The sequence below is a fragment of the Geodermatophilus sp. DSM 45219 genome (assembly GCF_900104025.1).
In the GTDB taxonomy this organism is placed as follows: Bacteria; Actinomycetota; Actinomycetes; order Mycobacteriales; family Geodermatophilaceae; genus Geodermatophilus.
The window spans coordinates 100,258-116,162 of the sequence record NZ_FNIQ01000009.1 but is presented as its reverse complement, the minus strand read 5'-3'; the positions used below and the strand labels follow the sequence as shown (position 1 = coordinate 116,162).

The window sequence follows — 15,905 nt, the reverse complement described above, 5'->3', positions numbered from 1 at the left end:
GGGGCGCCCCCGGGACGGGCCGTGCCTCCCCACTGGGCCACACACTAACCCACCACGCCCCACCTGAGACCACTCGACACCATGTCGTGACAGGGCTCCTCCACCCCCGCTCCCGCAGGTCAGCGCGCCGCCCGCGGGCGGCGCCGCACGGGTGGGGCGCGGTGGGGAGCCGCCCCACCGCGCCCCATGGCACGGGGGTGCGGACGGCGACCCCGGGCGGGAGCCGTGGGGGTCGGGTGGGGACCCCGGGCGGGGCGCCGGACAGCCGTCGCCGGCCGCGGCGACACGCCCGGGAGGCGCCCGGGCACGTACGGTTGAGGACGTGACCGAGCGCACCAGGTCACGCAGGGGAAGAGCACCGTCGGGCACGCGGCCGACGAGCGCCAGCGGGGAGGCTTCGTGACCGAGCTCGCGAGGTCACCCAGGGGAATAGCACCGTCGGGCCCGCGGCCGACGAGCGCCAGCGGGGAGGCTTCGTGACCGAGCTCGCGAGGTCGCACAGGGGAAGAGCACCGTCGGGCACGCGGCCGACGAGCGCCAGCGAGGAGGCTGCGTGACCGAGGTGACCCGGACCACCGCCGACGGCAGGGAGGCCCCGGTCGACGTCGCGACGGAGGGCGCCCGCATCGCGGCGAACATGGCCCGCGTCGTGCACGGCAAGCCCGACGTCGTCCACCTGGCCCTGGTCGTGCTGCTGGCCGAGGGCCACCTGCTCGTCGAGGACGTGCCCGGCGTGGGCAAGACCACCCTGGCCAAGGCGCTGGCCGGGTCGGTGGACGCGAGCGTGCGGCGCATCCAGTTCACGCCCGACCTGCTGCCCAGCGACGTGACCGGGGTGTCGGTCTACGACCAGGAGACCCGCGAGTTCGAGTTCAAGCCGGGCGCGGTCTTCGCCAACATCGTCGTCGCCGACGAGATCAACCGGGCCTCGCCCAAGACCCAGTCGGCGCTGCTGGAGTGCATGGCCGAGCGGCAGGTCACGGTGGACGGCGTCAGCTACGAGCTGGCCCGGCCGTTCCTGGTGATGGCCACCCAGAACCCGATCGAGATGGAGGGCACCTACCCCCTCCCCGAGGCGCAGCGCGACCGGTTCACCGCCCGCGTCTCCATGGGCTACCCCGACCGCGAGGCCGAGCTCGCCCTGCTCGACGACCTGGTGACCACCGACCCGTTGACCACGCTGACCCCGGCCACCGACGCGGCCGGTGTGCGCGCGCTGGTCGACGCCGTCGGCCGGCTGCACGTGTCCGAGCCGGTCCGCCGCTACGTCGTGTCGCTGATGGAGGCCACCCGCCGCTCCCCCGACCTGCGGCTGGGCGCCTCGCCGCGGGCCGGTCTGCAGCTGCTGCGCACCGCCCGCGCCACCGCGGCACTGGCCGGCCGCGACCACGTGCTGCCCGACGACGTCCAGACCATGGCGGTGCCGGTCCTCGCCCACCGGCTGCTGCTCACCCCGGACGCTGCCGCCGCACGCCGGACCGCCGAGCAGGTGGTCGTCGACCTGCTGAGGACAGTCCCCGTCCTGCGCGGACGCTGAGGTGGCCGGCCCGGTCGCCACCGCGCTGGCGAGCCTGACGTTGCGCGGCCGCTGCCTGGTCGCCGCCGGGCTCACCCTGCTGCTGCTCGGCGTCCTGCTGGGCGAGCAGCCGCTGGTGCAGGTCGCGGTGTTCGTGCTGGCGCTGCCGCTGCTCTCGGCGCTGGCCGTGGCCCGGCACCGCTTCCGCGTCGCCTCCCGCCGCACGGTCACCCCCGCCCGGGTGCCGCGCGGGCGGGACGCCGAGGTGCGCCTGGAGCTGAGCAACGCCGGGCACGGCACCGGCGGGCTGTGGCTGCTGTCCGAGTCGCTCCCGCCCGAGCTGGGACCGGCCCCGCAGTTCGTCGTGGACCGGCTGCCCGGCGGCCGGTCCACGATGCTGCACTACCGGGTGCACGGCGGGCGCCGCGGCCGCTACCGGCTCGGCCCGCTGCGGCTGCGGCTGGTGGACCCCTTCGGGCTGGTGCTGCGCAGCGTCACCGGTGCGGACACCGCCGCGCTGGTCGTGGTGCCCCGGGTCGTGCCGCTGGGGCCCGGCGGACCGGGCGGCGGGCACGGCGGCGGGGGGTCGGGCGCGCACCGGTCGATCGCCGTCCACGGGGAGGACGACGTCAGCACCCGCCCGTACCGGCAGGGCGACGACCTGCGCAAGGTGCACTGGCGGGCGACCGCGCGCAGCGGTGAGCTGATGGTGCGGCTGGAGGAACGGCCGTGGCGGGCGGAGGCCACCCTGCTGCTGGACACCCGGGCCCGCGCCCACCTCATCGCCCGGCCCTCCCCCGCCGAGCGACGGGTGCCCGCCGACCCCGACGCCCCGCCGCCGGACAGCCTGGAGTGGCTCGTCGAGGCCGCGGCCAGCATCGGCACCGAGCTGGTCGCCCGGGGCGCCACGCTGCGGGTGGTCACCGAGAGCGGCGAGCTGACCGGGATAGAGCACCGCGCCGGGCTCGGGCCCGCGGAGCTGCTGGACCGGCTGGCCACGGTGACGCCGTCCCGGCTGCCGGGGCTGGCCCCCGGCCTGGGGCTGCTGGCCCGCGCCGCCGGGGAGGGCCCGGTCGTGGCGCTGCTGGGGGCGATCGGTCCCGAGGAGGCCGCCGAGCTGGCCCGGGTCCGCTCCGGGCCGGCGACCGACCTCGCCGTCCTGGTCGACGTCGGCGGCTGGGCGGAGGCCGACGGCGCCCGCCGCCGGCGGCCGGTCGGCGCGGCGGCGCGGGCCGAGCTGACCCGGCAGCAGGAGGCGGCCGCGGACCTGCTGCGGGCCGGCGGCTGGCAGGTCGCCGTCGCCGGCGCCGGGGACGGGGTCGCCGACGTGTGGGCCCGCGTCGTGCGGCCCGGGGTGCTGCCGGCGGGTGTCCGGTGACGCGCGACGCCGGGACGACGCTGGCCGCCGCCGCGGCCACCGCCCTGGGCGCCCTGGCCCTGGTGCCGGTCTTCACCGCCGCCGACTGGCTGTTCCCGGTGCTGGCGGTGATCGCCGCCGTCGCCGCGGGCGGGCTGCTGCTGCGGGTGGCCGGCGCGGCGGCGGCCGGCGGGCGTACGGCGCCGGCCTGGTGGGCCGCGCTCGTCCGGGTCGCCGTCCCCCTCGGGCAGCTGCTCGTGCTGGTCTGCGTGCTGACCCTGCTGTTCGCCCCTGGGGAGGCCTGGGGCGGCTGGCTGCCGACCGGCGCCAGCCTCGACGAGCTCGGCACGGTGCTGGCCGACGGCACGGTCGAGCTGCAGGAGCAGACGACGCCGGCGCTGCCGCTGACCGGGTTGCTGGCCTTGACCACGCTGCTGGTCGGCCTGGTCGCCGTCGCGGTGGACGCGGTGGCGGTCGGCGTGCGGCAGCCGGCGCTGGCGGGGCTCGGCCTGCTGGTGCTCTTCTGCGTGCCGGTGAGCACGGTGACCGGCTCGATCGGCGTGCTGCCGGTGGCCGCCCCCGCCGCCGGGCTGGCGCTGCTGCTCTTCGCCGACCAGCACCGCCGGCTGGGCGGGGGCCCGCGGGAGGGGACGCGTCCGCTGCTGGGGGCCGGCACGCTCACCGCCGTCCGCACCGGCGCGGTGGCCGTGGTGCTCGGGCTGGTCGTCGGGGCCGTCGTCCCCACGCTGACCGAGGGCGCCTTCTCCGGCGGCTTCGGCCGCGGCGGGGGCGGCGGCTCGACCGGGACGGCGCTGGACCCGGCCGCGGCGCTGCAGGGCCAGCTCACCCTCGACGAGCCGGTCGACCTGCTGCGGGTCAACGCCTCGGTGCCCGACCCCGGGCACCTGCGGGTCGTCGCGCTGGAGGTCTACGACGCCGACGAGGGCTGGACGATCGGCAACCTCGACGGCGAGTCGACCGTGGGTGACCCCGGCGAGCTCAGCGCGCTGCCCGGGCGGCGCGGTGGCCGGCCGGTCGACGCACTGCTCACCGCCCTGGGCCACGAGGACCGCTTCCTGCCGCTGCTCTACGCGCCCCAGTCGGTGAACGTGGCCGACGCCCAGCAGTGGCGCTACGACCCGGGCACCGGCACCGTGTTCGGCCGCGACGCGTCCACCGCCGGGATGACCTGGTCGGTGGCGGCGGTGGAGCCGCGGCCGACGGCCGAGGACCTGGCCGCCGCCGGGGAACTGCCCGCCGACCTGCCCCTGGCGCAGCGGTACACCGCGCTGCCCGACCTCGACCCCGCCGTGGACGAGCTGGTCGCGACGCTGACCGCCGACGCGCAGACGCCGTACGAGCGGGTGCAGGCGGTGTACGGGCACTTCACCGACCCGGCCAACGACTACGAGTACTCGCTGTCCACGGCCCCGGGCACCGGCGGGGACGACCTGGCCGACTTCCTCCGGCTGCGGCAGGGCTACTGCGAGCAGTACGCCGGGGCGATGGCGGCGCTGGTGCGGGCGGCCGGCGTCCCGGCGCGGGTGGTGCTCGGCTACACCCCGGGGACGGCGCAGCCCGACGGCAGCCGGCTGGTCACCAGCGACGACGCGCACGCCTGGGTCGAGGTCTACTTCGACGACCTGGGCTGGGTGCCCTACGACCCGACGCCGATCGACACCGACCGCGCGGTGGAGCTGCCGTGGGCGCCGCGCGCGCCCGACCAGGAGCTGGACCCGCGCACGGACCCCACGACCGCACCGGCCCCCGCGCCGACCCCCCAGGCGCCGCAGCCGCAGCAGCCACTGCCGCAGGACGCCCCGTTGCCGCAGACCGCGCCGCAGGCCGCCGACCGGCTCATCCCGGTGCTGCAGACGGCCGGCCTGGTGCTCGGTGGGCTGGCACTGGCCGCCGTCCCCGCCGGGCTGAGGGTGCTGCAGCGTCGCCGCCGGCTGTCCACCGGCAGCCCCGCGGCGCTGTGGGACGAGCTGGCCGCCACCGCGCTGGACCTGGGTCGCACCGCCGACCCGGCGCAGACGCCCCGGCAGGCCGCCGAGCAGCTGGTGGCCACCGCCGCCGGCCCGGGAGGTGCGCACCGGCCGGGCCGGCCGGCCGGGGTGCCGGGCCTGGCCGAGGCGGTGGCGCGGCTGGCCCGCGCCGAGGAGGCCGCCAGCTACGCCCGGCCCGGCAGCGCTCCCGCCGTCGGCCCGGAGCTGCGGGCCGACCTGGCCACCGCGCGCCGCGGCCTGCTCGCCGCGGCGCCGCGGGCGGTCCGGCTGCGCGCGCTGCTCCTGCCCCCCTCGCTGGTGACCGGGCTGGTCGAGCGCCTGCCCCGGCCCCGGTGGGGGCGGACGGCGCTGCGCGGCTGAAGGAGGACTGGGTCGACCGGCCCGCCTGACGTGACCCGTGCCGGGCGGCCCCGTCCAGGGCACCGCCCCGAGCCCTGACGGCCCCCTTGCAGGTAGAAGGACCTCGCCCCTCTCAACCCTCGCACGCTCGGGCTGAGCCTCCGGGCGAGGCCAGCCTGCGAGTGGCGGGGGCAAGGGGGTCCTTCTACTGCAGGCGCAGCAGCCGCTCGGTGAGCTCGATCAGCGGGACGGTGAGCGTGAACCGCCCGCCCTCGGACTGCAGCCCGGCCTCGCCGACCCCGGCGGCCACCCACTCGGGGATGGCGTCGAGCAGCGCGTCGACGTCGAGGAACACCGGCCCCTCACCGGGCTCGGCGTCGGCCAGCGACTCCGCCTCGGCCTGCTCCTGGGTCGTCCACAGCGGGACGACCTCGTGCCCTCCGCCGTCGGTCCAGGGTGCGACGCCGTCCTCGTCGCCCCAGGCCCACAGGCCGTCGGCGGCGGCGAGGTCGGCCCACACGCCGGACGGGTCCGGGTCGGTCACTGTGCCTCCTGCGTCGAAGGGCCCGGGGACGACGACAGCCGCCGTCCGGGCGGGACGACGGCTGTCGGGGAGGACCCGGGGGCTACTGGTCGTAGCGGCGGCGGAAGCGCTCCTCGAGGCGGTTCTTCAGCGGCTGCCGGCGGACCTTGCCGCCGCGCGCGCCGCGTCCGCCGCGGCCGGGCGCGCCGCCGGCCGGGCCGGCGGGACCGGCCTCGACCGCGTTGGTGGCCGAGCGGTAGTTCAGGACGGCGAGGACCAGGCCGCCGAAGGCCACCAGGAAGCCGAGGACCCCCAGCGGCACGGAGGGGACCACCGCGCCACCGATGAGCGCGGCCATGCCGACGAAGAACAGCAGCACGCCCACCTGCAGCATGCGGCGCGCCTTGCCGCGGCGGTCGCCGGTGCGCACCGACGAGGCGAACTTGGGATCGTCATCGACGAGGGCGCGCTCGATCTGCTCCAGCAGTCGCTGCTCGTGCTCGGAGAGCGGCACGTCGACCTCCACGTGGGCCAAAGCCAGTACCCGACGGCGGTGCCCGCCGTCGGTGACACCGAGGATACGAGCCCTGCGCGGGGTTCGAAAGGCGACCCGTGCCCGGCTCGCCGTGATCACCCCCGAGGGTGGCTCGCGGCCTCGGCGGGGAGACGAACGGGACCCCGCCGGAGTTCCCGCGATCCGGTCGGAGGCGACCGGCGGGTGGGCGCCCGGCTCACCGGGCGCGCCACCCGTCGCGGGGCAGCAGCGTCGCGGGGCGGACCGCGCCGGCGCCGAACCGGCGGGCGGCCCGGTCGGCGGCGAGCTCGGCCTCGCGGCGGCCGTGCTCCCGGGCGCCCAGCTCCAGCTGCCGGGGTGTCGACCCGGCCTGCACCAGCCGCTCGGCCCGCACGCCGACCAGCCGGATGCGGGCCCGGTCCAGACCCAGGGCGTCGAACAGCGCGCGGGCGGTGTCGTAGAGCTCCTGCCCGACGTCGCTGGGGACGTCGAGGGTGCGGCTGCGGGTGATCGTGGCGAAGTCGGCGAAGCGCACCTTGATCGTCACCGTGCGGGCCAGCCAGCCGCCCGAGCGCAGCCGGCCCGCCGTCCGCTCCGACAGCCGCAGCAGCTCGCGGTGGATCACCGCCGGGTCGTCGACGTCCGTGCCGAAGGTCTCCTCGTGCCCGGTGGACTTCTCCGGCTCGTCGGGCACCACCCGGCGCGGGTCGCGGCCCCAGGACAGCTCGTGCAGGTGCGCGCCGGCCGCCGGACCCACCGCCCGCTGCAGCGTGCGCACCGGGACGTGCGCGAGGTCACCGACGGTGCGCAGCCCCAGCCGCAGCAGCACCTCCTCGGTCTTGGCGCCCACCCCCCACAGCGCGCCGACCGGCAGCGGGTGGAGGAACGCCATGACCTCGGCCGGCCGGACGACGAGCAGCCCGTCGGGCTTGGCCGCGGTGGAGGCGAGCTTGGCCACGAACTTGGTGCCGGCCACGCCCACCGAGCAGGTGATCCCCTGCTCGTCGAAGACGCGGGCGCGCAGGTACTCGCCGATCTCCGCGGCGTCGCCCAGCCGCCGTCCGCTGCCGCCGACGTCGAGGAAGGCCTCGTCCAGGCTCAGCGGCTCCACCAGCGGCGTGATCGAGCGGAACAGCGCCATGACCGAGCGAGACACCTCGGCGTAGAGCGCCATGTCCCCCGGCAGCACCGTCGCCGTCGGGCACAGCCGCAGCGCGCGGGACGTCGGCATCGCCGCGTGCACCCCGTAGCGGCGCGCCTCGTAGGTGGCTGAGGTGACCACCCCGCGGTTGCCGGCCCCGCCCACGACCACCGGCGTGCCGGCCAGCTCCGGGCGGCGGCGCACCTCGACGCTGGCGAAGAACGCGTCCATGTCGACGTGCAGCACGGTGCACCCGGCGGCACGGGACGACGCCATCCCACCTCCTCTCGAACGCGTGTTCGACCTGACCGGAGGACGCTAACGCCTGCGGCACCGCTCCGGCACGTCGACGCGGCCGTCGTGACCGAGACGTCGCCCACCCGCCGTCCGCGCTGGTCACGGCCGGTGTGTGAGAGCAGGATGCGGGAGGTACAGCACCCTTCGGAGGGCCGCCGGCCGGCGGTCCGGAACCCGACGTGATGGAGACCCCATGGCTCTCGACGACGACGACATGACCAGCACCGAGGGCCACGGCCCGGCCGACGGCGGGGCTGCCGGCGGCGGTTCGGACGGCGGTGCCGACGGCGGGGCCGACAGCGGCGCCGGCCACGGCCCGGCCGACGGCGGGGCTGCCGGCGGCGGTTCGGACGGCGGTGCCGACGGTGGCGCCGACGGTGGCGCCGACGGCGGTGCGGACGGTGGCGCGGATGGTGGCGCCGACGGCGGTGCGGACGGCGGTGCGGACGGTGGCGCCGACGGCGGCGCGGACGGTTCCGCCTGACCGAGGACCCCACCGCGCAGGGCCGGCCGGGCGACCGGCCGGCCCTGCGTCGGTGCACCGCCCCCATCGACCCGCGGGTCTTCGCCGAGGAGTACTGGGCCCGCCGGCCGCTGCTGTCGCGCGCGGAGGACACCGGCAACTCCTTCGCCGACCTGCTCGACCTGCCCGCGGTCGACGAGCTGCTGTCCCGCCGCGGGCTGCGCACCCCGTTCCTGCGGATCGCCAAGGACGGCGCGGTCGTCGACCCCAAGCGCTTCACCACCTCGGGCGGCGCCGGCGCGGAGGTGGCCGACCAGGTCTCCTCCGACGCGGTGCTCCGGCTGTTCGCCGACGGGAGCACCGTCGTCCTGCAGGGGCTGCACCGGCTGTGGCCACCGCTGATCGAGTTCGCCGACCAGCTCGCCGCCGACCTCGGCCACCCCACGCAGGTCAACGCCTACGTCACCCCGCCGTCCTCGCGCGGGTTCTCCCCGCACTACGACGTCCACGACGTGTTCGTGCTGCAGGTCGCCGGTGAGAAGCACTGGCGCATCCACGAGCCGGTGCTGACCGACCCGCTGCGCACCCAGCCGTGGGACGACCGGGCCGCCGCCGTGGCCGCCGCCGCCGAGCGCGAGCCGGTGATCGACGCGGTGCTGCGCCCCGGGGACGCGCTCTACCTGCCGCGCGGCTACCTGCACTCGGCGACGGCGCTGGGCGAGATCAGCGCGCACCTGACCGTCGGGATCCACTCGGTGACCCGCTGGTCGGCGGCGGAGTCCGCGCTCGACCTCGTGCGCGTGCTCGCCGCCGAGGACCCCGAGCTGCGCCGCTCGCTGCCGCTGGGCGTCGACCTCGCCGACCCGGCCTCGGTGGCCGACGACGTCGCTACGGTCGTCACCGCGCTCCGGGGCTGGCTGGACCGCGTCGACCCGGCCGAGGTCGCCGACCGGCTGCGCGCCCGCACCTGGTCGCAGGTCCGCCCCGAACCGGTGGCCCCGCTGGCCCAGGCGACCGCCGCCGCGGCCCTCTCCCCCGACACCGTGCTCCGGCTGCGCGCCCGGCTGCGCTGCCAGCTGCGCGAGGCCGCCGCCGGCCGGGTCACCCTGGTCGCCGGCCGGCGCTCCCTCGAGCTGCCCGCCGAGACCCGGGAAGCCGTGGCCGGGCTGCTGGCCGCCGGCGAGCTCAAGGTCGCCGACCTGCCCGGGCTCGAGGCCGCCGACCAGCTCACCCTGGCGCGGCGGCTGGTGACCGAGTCGATCGCGACCGTGCCCGGGGCGAGCGCGGAGCACCATGGGGGGCGTGAGCGCACGCCCGGGAACGGACCGTGACCCGGCCGGACCCGCGGGCGTGACGGCCCCGGCCGACTTCTGCCGGGTCCCCGCGGCCCCCGGCCTCCCAGCGGGCCGGCTCGCCGCGGACCGCTGCTCGGTGCAGGCCCTGGTCCGCGGTGACTCCGGCGTCGCCACCGCCTCGCCGGCCCAGCGCTGGCTGCTGGTGGAGCAGCCCGGCCCGTGGGGTGCCGACGCGCTCACCCAGTCCCGGTTCGACCCCGCCGTGGCGCCGCGGCTGGCGCACCGGGCGCGGGCCGAGGAGGTGCGGGTGCTGCTGATCCGCCGTCCGGGCGACAGACTGGCCGACTCGCAGCGGCGCTGGGCCTACGTCGACGGCCGCCCCGGCGCCGAGGGCGTGTGGTGGTCGGTCCGCGACACCGACGCCGAGCTGGTCGACGCGCCGTGGGACGGGTCGGTCGGCGAGCGCAGCGACGCACCGCTGTACCTGGTCTGCGCGCACGGCGCCCACGACGCCTGCTGCGCACTGCGCGGGCGGCCGCTGGCCCGGACGATGCCCGCTCCCGACGTGTGGGAGTGCAGCCACCTGGGCGGCTGCCGCTTCGCCAGCAACGTGCTCGTGCTGCCGCACGGCTTCTACTACGGGCAGGTCCCCGGGGACGGCGCCGAGCTGGTCGCCGCGCACGCCGGCGGCCGGGTCGCGCTGCCCTGGTTGCGCGGCCGCTCCGGGATGCCCGCGCCCGCGCAGGCGGCTCAGCACACCGCCCGCGAGGAGCTGGCGCTGCTCGGCGTCGACGACCTGCCGCCCCGCGAGGTGCGCCGGCTGACCCCGGCGGGGGCGGAGGTCGAGCGGTGGGTGGTCACCCTCGCCGGTCCGGACGGCGACGTGGTCACCGAGGTGGAGAGCCGCCCGTCGGAGGAGCCGGCGCCGCTGACCTGCCGGGCGGTGCACGCCGCGCACGGCCGCACGTGGCACGTGCGGCTGCTGTCCGGCGTCTGAGGCCCCGTCGGGACGTCAGGCCCCGGCACCGGCCGGCACGGCCTCGACCAGCACGGCCTCGACCAGACCGCGCGCCACCAGCGTGTCGTACACCGACGTCACCAGGGCGACGATCTGGTCCTCGTCGGGTGAGCTGTTCAGGCCGATGGCGACGATGAGCCCGGACTCCGGGAAGTACGCGTGCAGGAACCGGAAACCGAGGGTCTGGCCCTCGTAGGCCCAGAAGGTGCCCATGGCGTCGGTCACCTGGGCGACCCCCAGGCCGAACCCCGACGGGTCCTCGGGGGACGTGGCCTCGATGGGCTCCCCCGTGGCCGTCGACACCAGGCTGAGCAGCTCGGCCTGCTGCTGCGGCGGCAGCAGCCACCCCGCGTACAGCAGGCGCGCCCACGACGTGACATCGGCCGTCGTGCTCAGGATGCCGCCCGCGCCGCGCGCCCAGGACAAGCTGGCCTGGCTGACGTCCCGGCCCTCCAGCGGTACGAACTCCGGCGCGATGGTCCCGCTGTAGTAGCCGGCCGGCTGGCGGTCGGCGATCCCCGCGGGATGGCGGTGCGAGCGGTAGTGGGTGTCCCGGAGGCCCAGCGGCCCCAGGAGCCGGGCGGACAGCTGGGCCGCGTACCCGGTCCCGGTCACCCGCTCGACGATCATCTCGGCGAGCACGTAGTTGGTGTTCGAGTAGCTGAACCCGGAGGTGGCCGGGGCCCCGACCACGTAGTCGACCAGCTCCTCGGCGGTGAACTGCCTGAGCGGGTCGGCGGCGTAGTCGGTGCGGAAGGCCGGCTGGCCGTCGTAGGTCGGGATGCCGCTGGTCATGTTCAGCAGCCGCCGGATGGTGACCTCGCCCCACTGCGGTACTGCGGCAGCCACCGGCCGAGGGGATCGTCGATCGAGAGGCGGCCCTCCGCCTCGAGCTGCAGCAGCAGCACCGAGGTGAACGCCTTGGTGTTGCTGCCGATCTGCCAGAGGGCATCGGGCTGCACGGGCACCGACCCGCCGAACTCCGTCGTCCCGGCGGTGACGTCGATGGTCGCCTCCTGACCCAGGAGGCTGACGCTCAGCGCGGCGGCGGAGACGTGCTCGGCCGCACCGCGCGCCTGCAGGTACTCCTCGAGGTCCCCCCGCAGGTCGGCCAGCAGCGCGGGGTCGGCGGCCGCGCTCGCTGCCACCGGGGCGGTCGGCGACGGCTGGGCCGGGGCCGCCGCGGCACCGGGGGCGAGCAGGACGGTCGTCAGGACCGACGCCGCGACGACGGTGGAGAGGCGGCGTGCTGGGCTGGCGGTCATCGGGACTCCGACCTGACGGGGTCAGGACCTGGGGCTCCGGTCGTGGGGCACTGTCGTCCCGCCGCCTCCGGGCCGTCAACGCCCGCGGCAGCCGCGTCGGGTCAGGCCAGCGCGCGCCCCCGCGCGGCGAGCAGCGGGATGGCCAGCTCGGTCGCGGTGAGTGAGCCGTGGTAGCCGACCAGCCGGCTCGGACCGGGCTCCTGCTCGGTGGCCGTCAGCGCCCAGGTGCCCCGGGCCAGCGCCACGACGTCGCCGATGCGGCCGGCCAGGTCGTCGTCCACCGGCCCGAAGACACCGCTGGCGATCGCCTCGTCGCGGCTGGCCACCCAGGCCCGCTCGCCGAGCACCTCCCGCCAGCGCGCGAGCAGGTCGGCCTCGGCGCCGGGGACGGCGTGCAGGTAACGGGCCCGCGGCTCCCCGGCGAGCAGCCGCACGTCCGCGGTGAGCTCGGGGTGGGCGTCGAGGTCGAGCCGGGTGTCCGCCGGGACGTCGAGCATCCCGTGGTCGGCGGTGACCAGCAGGGCGGCGTCCTCGGGCAGGCCGTCGACCACCTGCTCGACGAGCCGGTCGACCAGCGCGAGCTGGGCGCGCCAGCTGGCCGAGTCGAGCCCGCGCACGTGGCCGGTGAGGTCGAGCTCGGCGGTGTAGCCGTAGACGAGGGTGCGCGGCGCGGCGGCCAGCGACTCCACCAGGACCGCGGCCAGGTCCCCGGCGCCCACGGTGCCGGCGTAGCGGGCGCCGCGGTAGGCGGCGTTCGACAGGCCCGACCCGCGGAACGCGTACGGCGCGACGGCGGTGACCTCGACGCCGGCGTCGGCGGCCTGCTCGAAGACACTGCGCCGCGACATCCAGACGGCGGGGTCGGGGTCGTCGGCCCACTGGACGTGGTTGAGGGTGCGCTCCTCCCCCGGCACCGCCGTCACGAACCCGAGCACGCCGTGGCTGCCCGGCGGCAGGCCGGTGCCGAGGGTGGTGAGGCTGACCGGGGTGGTGCTCGGGCAGGGAGCGGAGAGGTCACCGGCCGGTGTTGCCAGCGCGGCGAGGGTGGGGGCGATGCCGGCGTGCGCGCGGACGAGGTCCGCGCCCAGCCCGTCGACCAGCAGGACGGCGACCCGGCGGGCGCCACCGAGCGCGGCCGTGAGGTCGAGCGGGTCGGCCGGCAGGTCCCCGCGCTCGACCGGGACGCCGAGCGCGGTGGCGGCGCCGGGCAGCACGTCGGCGAGGGTGGACCGGCCGTAGTCGGGGCGGGCGAGGTCGGGCGGGAGCACCGCGGCCGGAGCGGTCACGGGCGGGTCGCGAGCAGGTGCAGCCCGGCCGCGACGTCGCGGTAGGGCGAGCTCTCGGCCAGCGCCAGCTCCAGCCGGCGGACCGCATCGGGAGCGGCGCCGGACGTGGCGTCGAGCAGGTCGGCGACGACGGAGACCCCGCGCCAGCTGCCCGGCTGCAGCCCCGCGCCCTCGACCAGCGCGAGCAGGTCCTCCGGGCTGAACCGGCGGCGGGCCGGGCGGGCGGCGCGCCGCGGGGCGGGGTCGCGGTCCTCCAGCAGGGCGAGGGCCTCGACGGGGTGCCCGGCGGCGGCCCGGGCGAGCACCGCGCCGGCCCGGTTGGCCGAGGCGACGCTGGCGGTGCCGCCGGGGCGCAGGGCCCGGGCGAGCTCGCGCAGCGTCGCGGCGGGGTCGTCGACCACCTCGAGCACCGAGTGGCACAGCGCCAGGTCCCAGCTGCCGCCGTCCTCGCCGGCGGGCACGACCTCGTGCAGCTGGTCGCCGTCGCCCTGCACGCCGTGCACCCGCTCCCCGACGCCGGCGGTCTGGGCCCGCCGGGTCAGGGTGGCGAGGGCGTCGGCACTGGGATCGACCACGGTGACGTCGTGACCGAGCCGGGCCAGCGGGACGGCGAGGGTGCCGCTGCCGCCGCCGACGTCGAGGACCCGCAACGGGCGGCCGGCCGCGACGAGCGGGTCGAGGGCGGCCCAGACGGCGGCCGCGCGGGCGGGCACCTGGTCCGCGGCGGGTGAGGCGGGAGCAGACGGCGGCACCCGTCGGAGCCTAGTGGCGGCCGGCGCGGGCCACCGGTCCGCTCACCGACCGGGCCGTCGGTGGTGTGCGCTCGTGGCGCGTTCGCGGGCCCAGGACGCGCCGTCCGCGCACACCACCTCCCGCCGCGGCGTGCGCTCAGGCGCTGACGCCGTCGGCCGCCCGCTTGATCTCCTCGATGTCGATGCGGCGCATCTGCAGCATGGCCTCGGTGGCCCGCCGGGCGCGGCCGGGGTCGGGATCGCTGAGCAGGCTGGTCAGCTCGGTGGGCACGACCTGCCACGAGACGCCGAAGCGGTCCTTGAGCCAGCCGCACATGCTCTCCTCCCCGCCGTCGGTCAGCCGGGTCCAGTAGTGGTCGGCCTCCTCCTGGTCGCGGCACATGATCTGGAAGGAGACGGCCTCGGTGAACGGGAACTGCGGGCCGCCGTTGAGGGCGGTGTACTCCTGGCCGTCGAGGGTGAAGCCGACGGTCATGGCGGTGCCCTCGGGCATCGGCATGCCCGGTCCGTAGCGGGTGACCTCGCCGATCGAGGAGTTCGGAAAGATCGAGGTGTAGTGGGCCGCGGCCTCCTCGGCGGCGCCGTCGAACCACAGACACGGGATCTGCTTGGGCATCGGGGTGTCCTCTCTGGGGGCGGAGCGGGAGCCGTGGTGTCGAGGAGTAGACCGCCGTCGGCCCGCGGAGTCATCGGCCCGGGGCGGCCCATACATCCGCGCTCGCGGCATTGCGAAGTGGACCTCAGTTGGGCAACCGGTCAACGCACCGACCCGCTGCGTGATCGACGACTACGCGACTGCGCGCGACTCGGCAGGGGGATGACGGTGGCAGGCAAATCCACTTTGGTGAGTCATGACACGAATGCGCTGGTCAACGCGGACTGACGCATGGGTTTGTGCGACTTCAAACCCGGTCTCCGAACCGTGTGACGTCCACCACAAGTCGGCGTAGCGTCGAGGGAGTCCCACGAAGGAGGGCCCTGTGGCACGTCTAGCAGCAGCACCATCACCCAGCGAAGACTCCCCGAAGAAGCGTGCACGAGTCCTCCAGTCGGACATCCCCGCGTACACCTTGAAGCAGGCGCTCACAGTCGCGGAGGCACTCCGGGATCAGTTCGGGAAGCAGCCTGCATCCGCGCTCATGCTGGCGAAGGCGCTCAACCTGAGCCCCCGGTCAAGCACTTTCCGGATGCTCACTGGGGCAGCGACCGCGTATGGGCTGACGGATGCGGGTGGATACGCCGATCGAATTGGTCTCACTGAGCGCGGCCGGCGAGCGGTTGCTCCGACGGAAGAGGGCGACGACCTGGCGGCCCAGCGCGAGGCTGCCCTTTCGCCGCGTATCCCGCGCGAGTTTCTCGCGCGCTACGATAAAAATAGAGTCCCAAACGAGAAGATCGCACTCAATGTTCTCGAGGAACTAGGGGTGTCGGTGGACGCGACCGCCCGAGCTCTCGAGACTATCCTCGAAAACGCCAGGGATTACGGTTTTCTCGAAACAGTAAAAGGCAGTCAGTATGTCACTCTTGAAGGAGCTGACACCCGAGTAAGGGAGCCGGACCCCGAGGAGCACAGGGCGGGCGCCCCGTCCGCTGAAAATGAGGTCGGCGCCTCTACAACCGACCCTCCGACCGAGCGCTCAAACCGTGAGGGTGCGCTGGTGGCAGCGCCACTGGACACGTCTACAAACAATCGAGTTTTTGTTAGTCATGGCAAGAACCGCGAGATCGTGGCACAGCTCAAGGAAGTGCTAGCTTTCGGCGGCTTCGAGCCCGTGGTTTCTGTGGAGATAGAGACGGCCGCGAAGCCCGTGCCAGACAAGGTCATGGACGATATGCGCTCCTGCTCCGCAGGAATTGTCCATGTAGGGCACGAACTTGCCCTTCTTGACCGAGACGGCAACGAACATAGGACGTTAAACCCGAATGTCTTGATTGAGATCGGCGCCGCTCTCGCACTTTATCGCGGCCGACTGATCCTCTTGGTGGAGGAAGGAGCTGAACTTCCCAGCAATCTCCAGGGCCTTTATCAGGCTCGATTTGCCGGAGGAAAACTGGATTACGAAGCCACAATGAAGTTGCTGCGAATCTTCAACGGGTTTCGCCAGAAGCAATAAACTGCGGGCGGTCAGC

Annotated in this window: 15 protein-coding genes; 7 read left to right on the top strand and 8 right to left on the bottom strand. The window is 75.9% G+C overall.

Features of this window, described 5'->3' with window-relative positions; genetic code table 11:
* The first annotated feature begins 553 nt into the window (after positions 1 to 553).
* From BLR12_RS23065 to BLR12_RS23055, 3 genes are read left to right on the top strand one after another with little or no spacing between them, the layout of a single operon-like run.
* A complete protein-coding gene (locus BLR12_RS23065) occupies positions 554 to 1,537 on the top strand; it encodes an AAA family ATPase (RefSeq protein WP_091382879.1) in 984 nt (327 codons plus the stop codon).
* A 1-nt stretch (position 1,538) separates the two neighbouring features.
* On the top strand, positions 1,539 to 2,894 hold the full coding sequence (locus BLR12_RS23060; protein ID WP_091382878.1) for a DUF58 domain-containing protein: 1,356 nt from the start codon (positions 1,539 to 1,541) through the stop codon (positions 2,892 to 2,894).
* Positions 2,891 to 5,242: a transglutaminase-like domain-containing protein gene (locus BLR12_RS23055; RefSeq protein WP_091382960.1), complete on the top strand. Its 2,352-nt coding sequence runs from the start codon at positions 2,891 to 2,893 to the stop codon at positions 5,240 to 5,242. The genes BLR12_RS23060 and BLR12_RS23055 overlap by 4 nt, the downstream gene beginning before the upstream one ends.
* Before the next feature lie 184 nt (positions 5,243 to 5,426).
* Here the strand turns inward: BLR12_RS23055 and BLR12_RS23050 are convergent, their stop codons facing one another.
* The 3 genes from BLR12_RS23050 to dinB all read right to left on the bottom strand — a co-directional run bounded on the left by BLR12_RS23050 (position 5,427) and on the right by dinB (position 7,675).
* On the bottom strand, positions 5,427 to 5,765 hold the full coding sequence (locus tag BLR12_RS23050; RefSeq protein WP_091382876.1) for a hypothetical protein: 339 nt from the start codon (positions 5,763 to 5,765) through the stop codon (positions 5,427 to 5,429).
* Between the two features lie 82 nt (positions 5,766 to 5,847).
* Entirely contained in the window at positions 5,848 to 6,258 is a 411-nt protein-coding gene (locus BLR12_RS23045; RefSeq protein ID WP_091382959.1) for a DUF3040 domain-containing protein, read from the bottom strand.
* 217 nt (positions 6,259 to 6,475) lie between these two features.
* On the bottom strand, positions 6,476 to 7,675 hold the full coding sequence (dinB, locus tag BLR12_RS23040; protein ID WP_091382874.1) for a DNA polymerase IV: 1,200 nt from the start codon (positions 7,673 to 7,675) through the stop codon (positions 6,476 to 6,478).
* A 214-nt stretch (positions 7,676 to 7,889) separates the two neighbouring features.
* Here dinB and BLR12_RS23035 point away from each other — a divergent pair, with 214 nt between their 5' ends.
* From BLR12_RS23035 to BLR12_RS23025, 3 genes are all read left to right on the top strand, one after another.
* Positions 7,890 to 8,180, top strand: a complete 291-nt coding sequence (locus BLR12_RS23035) for a BatC protein (protein WP_091382872.1) — start codon at positions 7,890 to 7,892, stop codon at positions 8,178 to 8,180.
* A 284-nt stretch (positions 8,181 to 8,464) separates the two neighbouring features.
* Positions 8,465 to 9,490: a cupin domain-containing protein gene (locus BLR12_RS23030; protein WP_369803489.1), complete on the top strand. Its 1,026-nt coding sequence runs from the start codon at positions 8,465 to 8,467 to the stop codon at positions 9,488 to 9,490.
* Positions 9,453 to 10,451, top strand: coding sequence for a sucrase ferredoxin (locus tag BLR12_RS23025; protein WP_255363723.1), 999 nt, complete (start codon positions 9,453 to 9,455; stop codon positions 10,449 to 10,451). Before BLR12_RS23030 ends, BLR12_RS23025 begins: the two co-directional genes overlap by 38 nt.
* 15 nt (positions 10,452 to 10,466) lie before the next feature.
* On the opposite strand, the gene BLR12_RS23020 is transcribed toward BLR12_RS23025, so the two are convergent.
* From BLR12_RS23020 to BLR12_RS23005, 5 genes are all read right to left on the bottom strand, one after another.
* Complete coding sequence (locus BLR12_RS23020) at positions 10,467 to 11,321, bottom strand: serine hydrolase domain-containing protein (RefSeq protein ID WP_255363722.1); 855 nt, start codon at positions 11,319 to 11,321, stop codon at positions 10,467 to 10,469.
* Positions 11,270 to 11,737 carry a serine hydrolase gene (locus BLR12_RS25435; RefSeq protein WP_255363721.1) on the bottom strand — a complete coding sequence of 156 codons (468 nt, stop codon included), beginning with the start codon at positions 11,735 to 11,737 and terminating at the stop codon, positions 11,270 to 11,272. The genes BLR12_RS23020 and BLR12_RS25435 overlap by 52 nt, the downstream gene beginning before the upstream one ends.
* A 101-nt stretch (positions 11,738 to 11,838) precedes the next feature.
* Positions 11,839 to 13,023 carry an alkaline phosphatase family protein gene (locus tag BLR12_RS23015; protein ID WP_091382866.1) on the bottom strand — a complete coding sequence of 395 codons (1,185 nt, stop codon included), beginning with the start codon at positions 13,021 to 13,023 and terminating at the stop codon, positions 11,839 to 11,841.
* Positions 13,020 to 13,775, bottom strand: a complete 756-nt coding sequence (locus BLR12_RS23010; protein ID WP_091382864.1) for a class I SAM-dependent methyltransferase — start codon at positions 13,773 to 13,775, stop codon at positions 13,020 to 13,022. The genes BLR12_RS23015 and BLR12_RS23010 overlap by 4 nt, the downstream gene beginning before the upstream one ends.
* A 136-nt stretch (positions 13,776 to 13,911) precedes the next feature.
* Complete coding sequence (locus tag BLR12_RS23005) at positions 13,912 to 14,391, bottom strand: VOC family protein (RefSeq protein WP_091382863.1); 480 nt, start codon at positions 14,389 to 14,391, stop codon at positions 13,912 to 13,914.
* A gap of 364 nt (positions 14,392 to 14,755) precedes the next feature.
* On the opposite strand from BLR12_RS23005, the gene BLR12_RS23000 reads away from it, so the two are divergent.
* Entirely contained in the window at positions 14,756 to 15,889 is a 1,134-nt protein-coding gene (locus tag BLR12_RS23000; protein WP_143018838.1) for a TIR domain-containing protein, read from the top strand.
* Positions 15,890 to 15,905 lie beyond the last annotated feature (16 nt).

Excerpts from the sequence above, each read along its gene's own strand:
- BLR12_RS23025 (WP_255363723.1), top strand. The coding sequence starts at position 9,453 with ATGGGGGGCGTGAGCGCACGCCCGGGAACGGACCGTGACCCGGCCGGA.
- dinB (WP_091382874.1), bottom strand. The coding sequence starts at position 7,675 with ATGGCGTCGTCCCGTGCCGCCGGGTGCACCGTGCTGCACGTCGACATG.
- BLR12_RS25435 (WP_255363721.1), bottom strand. The coding sequence starts at position 11,737 with ATGACCGCCAGCCCAGCACGCCGCCTCTCCACCGTCGTCGCGGCGTCG.
- BLR12_RS23005 (WP_091382863.1), bottom strand. The coding sequence starts at position 14,391 with ATGCCCAAGCAGATCCCGTGTCTGTGGTTCGACGGCGCCGCCGAGGAG.
- BLR12_RS23035 (WP_091382872.1), top strand. The coding sequence starts at position 7,890 with ATGGCTCTCGACGACGACGACATGACCAGCACCGAGGGCCACGGCCCG.